This is a genomic window from Vibrio sp. MEBiC08052 (assembly GCF_001506075.1).
Classification (GTDB): Bacteria; Pseudomonadota; Gammaproteobacteria; order Enterobacterales; family Vibrionaceae; genus Vibrio.
Genome location: NZ_KQ947475.1, coordinates 116,716 through 129,163 on the forward strand (window position 1 = coordinate 116,716; position 12,448 = coordinate 129,163).

10 protein-coding genes are annotated in these 12,448 nt (G+C 33.0%); all 10 read left to right on the plus strand.

Features of this window, described 5'->3' with window-relative positions:
* The 10 genes from VRK_RS00525 to VRK_RS00570 all read left to right on the plus strand — a co-directional run bounded on the left by VRK_RS00525 (window position 1) and on the right by VRK_RS00570 (window position 12,447).
* On the plus strand, window positions 1-987 hold the full coding sequence (locus tag VRK_RS00525) for a glycosyltransferase family 4 protein (protein ID WP_059119611.1): 987 nt from the start codon (window positions 1-3) through the stop codon (window positions 985-987).
* A 49-nt stretch (window positions 988-1,036) separates the two neighbouring features.
* A complete protein-coding gene (locus tag VRK_RS00530; protein ID WP_059119612.1) occupies window positions 1,037-3,193 on the plus strand; it encodes a glycosyltransferase in 2,157 nt (718 codons plus the stop codon).
* A 4-nt stretch (window positions 3,194-3,197) separates the two neighbouring features.
* Entirely contained in the window at window positions 3,198-4,853 is a 1,656-nt protein-coding gene (locus tag VRK_RS00535; protein WP_059119613.1) for a glycosyltransferase, read from the plus strand.
* A 49-nt stretch (window positions 4,854-4,902) separates the two neighbouring features.
* Window positions 4,903-6,036 (plus strand): glycosyltransferase, encoded by a 1,134-nt coding sequence (locus tag VRK_RS00540; protein ID WP_197413042.1) that lies wholly within the window; start codon window positions 4,903-4,905, stop codon window positions 6,034-6,036.
* Window positions 6,037-6,164: 128 nt separating this feature from the next.
* Entirely contained in the window at window positions 6,165-7,139 is a 975-nt protein-coding gene (locus tag VRK_RS00545; protein WP_157371821.1) for an FAD-binding oxidoreductase, read from the plus strand.
* A gap of 412 nt (window positions 7,140-7,551) precedes the next feature.
* Window positions 7,552-8,322: a glucose-1-phosphate cytidylyltransferase gene (gene rfbF, locus VRK_RS00550; protein WP_059119615.1), complete on the plus strand. Its 771-nt coding sequence runs from the start codon at window positions 7,552-7,554 to the stop codon at window positions 8,320-8,322.
* Window positions 8,323-8,333: 11 nt separating this feature from the next.
* Window positions 8,334-9,419 (plus strand): CDP-glucose 4,6-dehydratase, encoded by a 1,086-nt coding sequence (gene rfbG, locus VRK_RS00555; RefSeq protein WP_059122580.1) that lies wholly within the window; start codon window positions 8,334-8,336, stop codon window positions 9,417-9,419.
* Window positions 9,419-10,732 carry a lipopolysaccharide biosynthesis protein RfbH gene (gene rfbH / locus VRK_RS00560; RefSeq protein WP_059119616.1) on the plus strand — a complete coding sequence of 438 codons (1,314 nt, stop codon included), beginning with the start codon at window positions 9,419-9,421 and terminating at the stop codon, window positions 10,730-10,732. Before rfbG ends, rfbH begins: the two co-directional genes overlap by 1 nt.
* Before the next feature lie 10 nt (window positions 10,733-10,742).
* On the plus strand, window positions 10,743-11,555 hold the full coding sequence (locus VRK_RS00565) for a transketolase (RefSeq protein ID WP_059119617.1): 813 nt from the start codon (window positions 10,743-10,745) through the stop codon (window positions 11,553-11,555).
* Complete coding sequence (locus VRK_RS00570) at window positions 11,545-12,447, plus strand: transketolase family protein (protein ID WP_059119618.1); 903 nt, start codon at window positions 11,545-11,547, stop codon at window positions 12,445-12,447. The genes VRK_RS00565 and VRK_RS00570 overlap by 11 nt, the downstream gene beginning before the upstream one ends.
* Window position 12,448 lies beyond the last annotated feature (1 nt).

The window sequence follows — 12,448 nt, forward strand, 5'->3', positions numbered from 1 at the left end:
ATGAAAATATTATTTATAACTTATCCTATGGCTTTTCATACACCTGGTGGTGGTGAAATCCAGTTATTAGCATATAAAGAAGCACTTGAGAAAAAGGGAATTCATGTGGATTTTTTTGATCCATGGAATCCTAGGTTTACTGATTATGATGTAGTTCACTATTTTTCATGTGTTGGTGGCTCTATTCATATCTGTAATTTTGTTAAACAATTAAATATTCCATTAGTCGTAACATCTAGTTTATGGATGACTGAAGAAACAAAAGAATTGTATCCTCTGGGTGAAATAGTTGATCAATTTAATATCGCTGATTTTATTGTGGCTAACTCCGATATTGAATGTAATCAATTATCCAAAATACTTAATATAAATATTAATAAATTTAAAACAGTATATAATGGGATCGATGATACATTTACAAATAAAATTGATGAAAGTTTATTTTTTGAAAAATTTCATATAAAAAATAAATATATATTATCAGTTGCAAACATTGAAGAGAGAAAGAATCAGTTACATTTAGCTGAAGCTATGAAATCGTTTCCTGACTATAAATTAGTTTTAATCGGTCATATTCGAAACAATGATTATTATGAAAATATTAGAGATTTACTTGGTGACCAACTTATTTATATTGGCTCTATAGATCATTCTGATCCTATATTTCGTTCAGCATATTGTGGTGCTAGTGCTTTTGTCTTACCAAGCATTTTGGAAACTCCGGGATTAGCAGCATTAGAAGCTGCAGCAATGGAGATACCTGTGGTTGTTACTGAGGTTGGTTCAACAACAGAGTATTTTTTGAATGATGTATCTTATTCAAAACCTGATGATGTTTCTTCAATTGTATCTGCAATCGATAATGCTTTAAACAATACAAAAGAAGAGAGTTTACGTAATCTTTCACAACGTATTAAAAAATCATTCTCATGGAGTTCTGCAGCAGAGAAATTAATCTCTATATATAATGAGGTAATGATTAAATAATGAAAACATGTTTGTTTTTATGTTAAGTTAAATTATAAAGAAAATGTCTATGAAGAAAATAAATAAATTGAAAAAAGCTAAAATGAATATGGGTATTGTTATCCCACTTTTAGAAAAATATGGTGGTGCAGAGCGATATTTAATAGAGTGTGTCTTTAGATGGCAACATAGGCATGATATTACTATATATTCAACTAGTTTTAACCAGAAGCTATTGGATGAGCATGGAATTTCTAAGGATGTAAGTCTTGTTGAAATATCACCTTATTTTGAAGGTGAAAATTCTATGGTGCTTAATGCATTATTGTTACCAAAGATCTGGAAAGAAGAGATAGGTAATCATGATATATATCATACACACCTTTGGCCGACACATATTATTGATCTGCACCCTATGGTTTGGTACCCGCATGAACCTTTGCGAGTTCTTTATGACTTAAGATATGAGCAAAATGTCGAAGCCGTCGGAAAAAATGCTTCTAGGAATATTCATATATATCCTAAATATAATTATGACCGTATTGGTGATTCTATTTACAATGCGACATTATCTACAATAGATGTTATGGATAAAGCATCTAGACCTGATCATATTGTTGCTAATAGTAAATATACTGCCAGATATTTAGAAGATGTATATAATTGTCCTGTTAAAGATATTGTATATCCAGGAGTTGAACCTGAGAGTTTTATAGAGCTTCCAGTTGATAGAAATTTATTTGTTACAATTAGTCAATTATGGCCTCATAAACGAGTCAATCTATTGCTTGAGTCTATAGCATTAACAGATGAGGCTCAGTTAATGGTTATTGGCAATGGTCCAGAGAAAGAAAGGCTGATAGAAATAGCTGAGAAACTTGGTATCGAAGACCGTGTTTTCTTTTTAAGTGGTTTATCAAACAAAGAATTAAGCTTAGTCTTGGCGAGAGCATGTGCATTTTTGTTCTCACCGATTAAAGAACCTTTCGGTATCGTTGTTCTTGAGGCGATGGCTGCCGGCAAACCTATCATTGCTGTTAATGAAGGCGGTTATACAGAAGTATGCAATGAAAATAACGCCTTCCTAGTTCCAGCTTATCCGTCTGCATTTGCAGAGAAAATATCATTTCTGCAAGAAAATCCTGATATTGCTAGACAGATGGGTGAACATGGTCGAAAAACAGTTCCTTATTACACTTGGTCTAAAGCTGCTGATGAGTTAGAGGATATACTTATTAAAGTTTGGGAAGAGGATAAAGCGAATCAGCAGGTAGATACATTTACAATTGAAGATACATTAGTTGGTATCCAATATTACATGTGGTTTGGAGAAGGTTTTGGGGCTGCTCATTGGAATGATAATCTTAAGAGTGGTCATGTTTCTGATAAACCATATCTTGGCTACTATAGTTCCACAAAAGGGCAAATTATTGAAAAGCATCTCGATTTATTTGAATACATGGGGTTAGACTATATTACAGTTAATCTTCATATTGATGAACAAGGTGTTAATAGTATTGAATTAATGGGTATACAACATTTATTTGATATAATAAAAATTCAGAATAAAAACATAAAAATTGCAATTCAAATCGCCCCTTATAGTAGTAATATGGATGAATTGTCTAAAACAATTAAAATGATTAGTAAGTTGTACTCTGATCATCCAAATTATTTGAGGATAGATGATAAACCGATACTGTTTTGGTTTTGGACGAGTGTTTATGATGGTGAGAAAAATTTAATTGGTGATATTAAAATCGAGACAGAAAAATTCTCAAATATTGCAGTTAGCTTACGTCTTCCCGATGGTGATAAGGAAAAAAATAGTACCTTTGGTTTATTTGATGGATTCACACCATTTTCACCATTAGAGCTATGTGGTGAAGCTAAGTGGAATGAAGTTTGGACTGAAGCATATCATGGTTCTCAAAAGTCAAAAATGAAATATAAAATTGTAACTGTATCTCCTGGTTACGATGATTCTGGAATGGATGATGATATAAGAAACAACAATCCTTATAGAGTCATTAATAGGAAGGATGGTGATACTTATCAAAAAGGGTTTGACTTCATTTTGGGATTAGAAGATAAACCAGATATGGTTATGATATCTACTTTTAATGAGTTTCATGAGAATTCTCATATTGAACCCTCGTTGAAAAATGGAAATTTATATATAGATATGACTAAAGATTTTGTTTCTGAATTAAAAAAAGGTATATAAAGATATGAGTTTAGCATACGGAATAAAAAATGATATCAAGTATAGCTTAGTTCAGAAAAATCTGGTTATACAAGACGAAACAAAATTAAATATTAACCTATCTGATGGATGTGTTAATAAAAATATATCATTAGTTATAGATATTTATGATATGGATAACCCAGTTCACCCTGAAGGACATATAGGTTGGTGGTCTTTCGATATCAGTGAATTAAGTAAAAATGAGTTAGAAGTAGAATTTGATTTAGATTTTGATGCTTGTGAAGTTAACGCTATAGGACGTAATTATAATAACAAATGGTTGAATTTTGAAACTGTAGATTGTAAACGCTATTTAGTGAGTGTTGTTATTCGGGATAACATTACTAACGGGATCATTTTTATTAATAAAGTTCCTGTTTTTACAAAAAAAAGTGATTATTTAAAATATAAGAAAGAATATGTAATAGATGTTTATTCTGAAAAATATGCTACAGTAAAAAATTTATTCTTATCGACTAGTAAAATCCACATAGTATCTAGAAATATTTTTTATGGTGATGCTGTAGGTAATCTATGTATTGATCTTTACAAAATGTTGAAACAGAATGGAATTCAGTGTGAACTTCATGCAGAAGAATATGATATCCATTTAAATGATACGATTAATCATGTTTCAGGTATTAAAGATATAGTTCATCCAGATGATAAGATTTTATATTTTTATTCAACATACGACCCTTATCTTGATACTATTGTTGATTTAGATGTAGAAGAGAAAATTGCTTACTATCATGGCATCACTGATCCCCACTTATTGCAGGTTTTTGATCCTGAATTAAGTATTATATGTAAAAAAGCATATGCGCAATTAGGTAGTTTAAATGTATTTGATTCATTTGCCTCAAATTCTTATGATTCTGCAAAGGTCTTAGTTGAGGCTTGTCATTCCAAATTATTAGCTATGTCAAAACAAGAGAATGATTTGCTTTCTAGTTGTTCTGATACTACTACTCATGAGTCAGAGACTGAGCAAGAACATGGAATTGATCTGCTCAAACTTGAACAGATTAAAATTATTCCGCCTAAGCTTATTGGTAAAAAATCTATTTCATTTGAATTTGATACTATTAATAATGATAAGTTGAAATTTTTATATGTAGGTCGTATTAAAAGTCATAAAAAAATAGAAGATATTTTAGAATTATTTCATGAATACTATAAAATAAACTCTAATTCTCAATTATTAATTGTGGGATCTGGTTCTGATAAGGCTTATAAAGATTACCTTGAGTGGGTTGAAAATAAAGGCCTTAGGCTAAAGAAAGACACTGTGAAATGGCTCGGTAAAATTGATGATGATACTTTGAAGTCAATTTATGAAAAATCTGATATATATATTTCTATGAGCGAACATGAAGGTTTTTGTTTGCCAATTTTAGAAGCTATGCTATCAAATACTCTTGTTTTTAGTTATGATTTAGCGGCTATTCGTGAAGTAACTAATAATTCTGTTGCAATGTTTTCACAGAAGAACTTGCCGGAGTTAGCACAGCATATTCATAGAATTGTGCTAGATCCTGAAAGAGTTAGTTCACTTTTATCTTCTCAGTCAAAGAATGCTGAAGAATTACTCTTAAAAATGGATGGTTCTTCTTTTATTGAATTATTAATTCCATAACTTCATATGCTTCTCTATTTTTTTATAGGGAAGCTATATTTAATTGCTTATGAGTCATATTAAAGTATTACACGTATATAGAACCTTCTTTCCAGATCCTCCTGGGGGTCTACAGGAAGCTATTCGACAAATTTGTATTAATACAAGGCCACATTCCATTATCTCTAAGGTTTTTACACTTTCTCCTGACCCTAGCCCTGAATCTATATTCTTTGATGGTATAGAGGTTATAAGAGCCAAGTCGCATTTAGCTCCGGCATCGTGTGATATATCTGGGATAGATGGAATAAAGAAATTTAAAGAATTATCAGAATGGGCAGATATAATTAATTATCATTATCCTTGGCCGTTTAGTGATGTATTGAATTTTTTTTCTTCTAAAAATAAAATTAAAGTAATTACATATCATTCTGATATTGTTAGGCAAAAATATATACTCCATTTTTACCAGCCGCTGATGTCAAAAATGCTTAGAGAAATGGATAAAGTTATTGTCACCTCAGATAATTATGCAAAAACTAGTAAAACTATTATTAATTATGTTAGTGAAGAGCAATTGAGAACTATTCCCTTAGGGATAAAAGACTTTTCTATTGATTATAATAGTTCTTTGAAGAATGATACTCTCGAAAAATTTGGCTTATATGATACAGAATATGTTCTTTACTTAGGAGTTCTTCGTTATTATAAGGGATTACATGTAGTTATTGATGCTGCTAAAAAGACAGATAAGATTATAGTTATCGCTGGAGCTGGTCCCGAAGAAGAACGTTTAAAGGCTAAAGCTAGAGGAATAAAAAATATAATTTTTACAGGACGAGTTACAGAGCAGCAAAAATTAGATCTTGTAGCCAACTGTAAACTAATGGTTTTAGCATCTCATCTTCGCTCGGAAGCTTTTGGCATGGTTTTGGTTGAAGGTTTAATGTTCTCTAAGCCTTTAATTTCTTGCGAAATAGGAACAGGAACCTCTTATGTTAATGTCGACGGACTCACTGGTGAAGTTATTCCCCCAAATGATTATCAAGCTTTAGCTAAAGCAATAGATAAAATTTCGAATGATCAAGACTTGTATAATGAATATTCAAATAATGCAAGAGCTAGATATCTAAAACTCTTTAGTGATGTTTCATTAGGTAAGTTATATTCTAATCTCTATCTGGAAATTTTAGGAAATAAATGAATTGTGCCATTTGTTTCTGATGAATGATGATCATTGGATATGTAAAGGATATGAGATTGTATTATATTCATGAATTGTATGTTTAAATATTTTTTCTATTGTGAATGATTAAAGGTATTGGATTAAACGTGTCAAATGTTATAACTATTCATCCATCGATGGTAACTTTTGAAAGTGACGATAATATACTCAAAGATGCTCTTCTTAAATCTATTCCTCTTGAACATAGTTGCAAGACAGGAGGATGTGGATTATGTAAGGCTGAAGTTATCTCTGGGACAGCATTAAACGAAGATATGAAGGAAGTTTCGACAGGATCTTATATTCTTACCTGTCAATCTAAGGCCTTGTCTAATTTAAGTTTAAAAGTTAATTATTTTCCAGAATTAGCTAATATAGAGTCTAAAATTATTCCTTGCAAGGTATCTAGTTTAGAACAGGTAACTGAAGACATCGTGATTATTAAGTTACGTTTGCCACCTAATAAAACACTGAATTATATGCCAGGTCAATATATTGATTTAATTTTTAAAGGTATTAGTAGAAGTTATTCAATAGCAAATTTTTCCCCAGATAAAAATGAATTAGAACTTCATATACGTAGGGTTCCTAATGGAAAAATGTCAGGCTTGATTTTTGAACCAATTCATTTAGAACAACTAATGAGGATAGAAGGACCAAAAGGTACTTTCTTTGTCAGAGATGATAATAAAGATCTCATTTTTCTAGCAACAGGTACAGGAATTGCTCCTATAAAATCTATGATTCATGGGCTGATTGAGAAAAAAGACACAAGGAAAAAATACATATATTGGGGGGGGAGATATGATAACGAGATATATTGTAAAGACTTTTATAAATTTGATGCTGATTTTGATAATATAACTTTTGTACCAGTATTGTCTAGAGAGAGTAGTGATATTCGATATGTTCAGCACGCTGTTGATAGAGATTTTGATTCACTGTCAAATGTTAGTGTTTATGCATGTGGTTCATTAAGTATGATCAATGATGCTAGAGAATTATTAGTAGATAAGAATATGTCACTAGATTCATTTTATTATGATGCTTTTATTCCTTCAATAAATAAAAATGCATATTGATAACATGTGAGTATAAATTTGGTTGATATTAGTTTAAATAATATTTTTAGTTAAAAATATTCTAGAATTAAAATAAATTACTAATTCTCATTTCTCTATATATTATTATATAGCTAATTTTTTCTGAAAAATATGTAGACAACATTGTAAAGAAAAACGTGATATTGATTGTAAGTACTGAATATTATGTTTGATTTATGTTTTCATTAATTCAAAATATTACAGAAATTAGTATGAATTTTATATTCAATAAATAATCAAGTAATAGTTCGGTGTTAATGCTATTTATTAGCTCAGCTAAATATGACTGAGATATGAAACAAGATCTTTTCTTCAAGCTTAAGCGAGATAGCGTAGTCCACAGATCTAAATAGATTTAATAAACAAAGCCATTAGGAAATGGAGAACACTAATGAAAGCTGTAATTTTAGCTGGTGGTTTAGGTACTCGTTTGAGCGAGGAAACATCTCTAAAACCTAAACCAATGGTAGAAATTGGAGGTAAGCCAATTCTATGGCATATCATGAAACACTATTCAGTTCATGGCATTAATGATTTTATCATTTGTTGTGGTCATAAAGGTATTATTATTAAGGAGTATTTTGCAAACTATTTTTTGCATATGTCAGATGTAACCTTTGATATGAAATCTAACCAGATGGAAGTTCATCGTAAAAGGGCTGAGCCATGGAGTGTGACACTGGTTGATACTGGTGAGCATTCGATGACTGGTGGCCGTATGAGAAGAGTTGCTGATTATATAAAGAATGATGAAGCTTTTTGTTTTACATACGGTGATGGTGTTAGTGATGTTGACATCACTAAAGCGCTCTCTTTTCATCGTTCTCATGGGAAAATGGCCACATTGACGGGTATCTATCCTCCTGGAAGGTTCGGAGCACTTGAAATTTCTCATGGACAGGTTACAAAGTTTCGAGAAAAGCCTCGAGGGGATGGTGCAATGATTAATGGTGGATTCTTTGTTTTGTCACCAAAAGTACTTGATTATATTGATAATGATCAGTGTGTTTGGGAACAATCACCATTAAATCAATTAGCTAGTGATGGAGAGTTAATGGTTTATGAGCATAGTGGTTTTTGGCAAGCAATGGATACATTGAGAGATAAAAATTATCTCGAGAAGTTATGGGAAACGGGTGAAGCTCCTTGGAAGCTATGGTAGTTGGAGGATATATGGAACCAAGTTTCTGGAAAAGTAAGAGAGTATTAGTAACAGGCAATACTGGTTTTAAGGGAAGCTGGTTGTCTCTATGGTTACATGACTTAGGAGCAAATGTTAGAGGATATTCACTATCAGCAGTACCCACAAGTCCAAGTTTGTTCCAAGAAGCTCGAATTGGTGATGACATACCTACGACTGCACATGATATAAGAGATTTCGATAATCTCTATCGTACGATTAAAGAGTTTAGGCCAGAAATTATCTTTCATATGGCTGCTCAACCGCTAGTTCGTTTATCATATATACAACCTGTCGAAACTTATTCAACAAATGTTATGGGGACGGTTCATTTATTTGAAGCTGTACGGCGAGTTGGTGGAGTAAAAGCCGTTATCAACATTACATCTGATAAGTGCTATGAAAACCGAGAATGGATCTGGGGATATAGAGAAGATGAATCGTTAGGTGGCCATGACCCATATAGTAATAGTAAAGGTTGTGCTGAGTTGGTCACATCATCTTATCGGAACTCATTTTTTAGCCCAGAAAGATACGCTGAACATGAATGTGCTATTGCATCTGTTCGAGCTGGTAATGTAATCGGTGGTGGCGATTGGGCACAAGATCGGCTTATTCCTGATATTTTAAGTGCTTTTGCAGAGAAGTCTGAAGTTAGTATTAGAAATCCGAATGCCATTAGACCATGGCAACATGTCTTAGAACCATTGTCAGGATATATAAGGTTAGCCGAGTTGTTATATGAAAAAGGTTCTGAGTTTGCCGAAGCATGGAATTTTGGCCCCAAAGACGATGATGCAAGACCTGTTAAGTTTTTAATTGAGCGGTTAGCCGATCTGTGGGAAGGCGATGTTCGTTGGCGTATACATGAAGATGCTCAGTATCATGAAGCTCACCATCTCAAATTGGATTGTTCAAAAGCGAAGAGTCGATTGGGATGGCAACCTATTTGGGATTTGGATACGACCCTAGGAAAAATTATTCAGTGGTATAAAGCATGGCTTAACCACGAAGATATGAAGCAGTATACTCTAAATGAAATCCGAGAGTACATAGCAGCAATTAAGAAGGTTAGATAATGTTGAAAGATCAAATAAGAGGACAAATAGCTGATCTTGTTGAGAAATATTCAGATTTAGCTTTTGAACAGAAACCCTTTGTCGCAGGGGAAACACCTGTACCGCCTTCTGGTAAAGTGATTGGCTCTGATGAGTTGAAAATGATGGTAGAGGCGTCTTTAGATGGGTGGTTGACTACGGGACGTTTTAATTCGTTATTTGAAAAAGCATTAGGGAACTATTTGGGTGTGCCCTATGTACTCACAACAACCTCTGGTTCATCTGCAAACTTGTTAGCATTATCGGCTCTGACTTCTCCGAAATTAGGTGACAGAAGATTAAAGCCTGGAGATGAAATCATTACAGTAGCAGCAGGATTTCCAACAACAGTTAATCCCTCGATACAAAATGGATTGATTCCTGTGTTTGTTGATGTCGATATTCCAACATATCAGATAAAACCAGAAATGATAGAAGCTGCAGTTTCTGAAAAAACTAAAGCAATCATGATTGCACATACGCTAGGTAATACTTTCGATTTGACAGAGGTGTGCCGTGTTGCTGATAAGTATAACTTATGGTTAATTGAAGATTGCTGTGATGCTTTAGGATCTACATATAATGGCCAAATGGTTGGTACCTTTGGTGATATTGCAACAGTAAGCTTTTATCCTGCACATCACATTACAATGGGTGAAGGTGGTGCAGTATTTACTAAAAATAAAGAATTGAACAAACTGGTTGAGTCATTTAGAGACTGGGGACGAGACTGCTATTGCGCACCTGGTTGTGATAACACATGTGGTAAGCGCTTTGAACAACAATTAGGTTCTTTACCGTATGGTTATGATCATAAATATACATACTCCCATTTAGGGTATAATTTAAAAATTACTGATATGCAAGCAGCTTGTGGGCTTGCTCAAATGAACCGTGTTGAGGATCTAGTCCAAGCAAGAAAAGATAATTTCGTCTATTTACATGAAGGTCTAAAATCTTGTGAAGAGTTTTTAATTCTTCCTGAAGCAACTAATAATTCAGAACCTTCATGGTTTGGTTTCCCGATTACAATTCGCACTGATTCTGGTATTGAACGTGTAGAGCTATTGAAGTTTCTAGATCAAAATAAAATTGGCACACGTCTTCTATTCGCAGGAAATTTAACTCGCCAGCCGTATTTTGAAAATATTCAATATCGTATTGTTGGGGATTTAACTAATACTGATATTATCATGCATAATACTTTTTGGATTGGAGTATACCCAGGATTACATCGAGAGCATCTAGACTTTGTTATTGAAAAATTCGAAGAGTTCTTTGGATTAAATTTTTAGGTGTAATTATATGGATTCGATATCTCTTGCAAAAAAAGTTAGAGAACATTCAGTTAAAATGGTTCATCGGGGAAGAAGTTCTCACATAGGTTCAGCATTATCAATTGTTGATATTTTAGCTGTCTTATATACCGATATTTTAAATATCTCTCCTGAGACAGTTAATGACCCAGAGAGAGATATTTTTATATTGAGTAAGGGACATGCTGGAGCATCCTTATATGCGACGTTAGCTGAACGAGGTTTTTTCCCAATCAGTAATCTAGACCAGCATTATCAGAATGGTTCTTTATATAGTGGTCATGTATCTCACAAAGGAATACCAGGAGTGGAATTTTCCACAGGTTCATTAGGACATGGTTTACCTGTTGCCGTAGGCATAGCTTTAGCTGCAAAGCTTGATGGGTTAAAGAATAAGGTCTTTGTCTTATTGGGTGATGGTGAAATCCTAGAAGGTTCTAACTGGGAGTCATTAGCTTTTGCATCACATCATAAGCTTGATAACTTATGTATTATTATTGACAGAAATAACTTACAGAGTTTTAAAAATACAGAAGCTACTATAGCTTTGGAACCGATGGTCGATAAGTTCTTAGCTTTTGGTGTTGGATGTCAAAGGATTCATGGACACGATCATATAAAATTGAGAGCTGAATTCTCTTCAATGGAAGATGACAGACCCAAAGTTATTATTGCTGATACCATTAAAGGTAAGGGTGTTTCCTATATGGAAAATCAGGTTGTATGGCATTATAAGTATCCTGATGAAGAACAGCTAAAATTAGCCTTGGAAGAAATCTCTGGAGGTATGAATGAGAGCTAATTTCGTTCAGGCAATTACAGATCTAGCTGAAAAAGACAAGAATGTTATTTTGTTGACTGGTGATCTAGGATTTGGTTCATTTGAAGTATTCGAAGAAAAATTTCCTAATCAATATTTTAATGTAGGTATTGCCGAACAGTCTATGATCGGTATTGCTGCTGGTCTGGCAAAGTCAGGAAAGACAGTTTTTGTTTATTCTATCGGAAACTTTGTGACATTAAGATGCTTAGAGCAAATTAGAAATGATGCTTGCTATCATCATCTCAATATTAATCTTGTGTCTCAGGGAGGAGGGTTTACATATGGTCCGGCAGGAATGTCTCATCATGCTACCGAAGATATTGGTATTATGAGAGTTTTACCATATGTGACTATTTGTGTCCCTTCAAATGGTCATAACTGTTACGAGGCTGTTCATCAGTTAGCTGATTTATCTGGCGTTGGATATCTTCGATTAGAAAAAAGTAATAATATTAATGAAATTAATAATATTTCTTTGAATATCGGTAAGCCAAATATTATACGTGAAGGAAAGGACGCTTTAATTATTAGTATTGGTGGCATTTTATCTGAGGTTTTAAAGGCTGTAGATGAATCAAGTAAAGACATTGCAGTAATAGATTTTCACACCGCGAAACCAATAGATAACACATGGATAGCAGAACAACTGAAATTATTTCCATTAATTATAAGTGTGGAAGAACATCAGAAAACTGGTGGTTTGGGAACTATTTTGTCTGAAGTTATTGCAGATAAACAAATATCTACTAAGTTAGTGAAACTTGGTATTAGTGATGAGATTGTTTCTATTGTTGGCAGTCAGGAATATCTAAGAGAAAAATGTTTAATTGATTCAAAAATGATTAAACATATTTTAAATATGGAATTGTAAA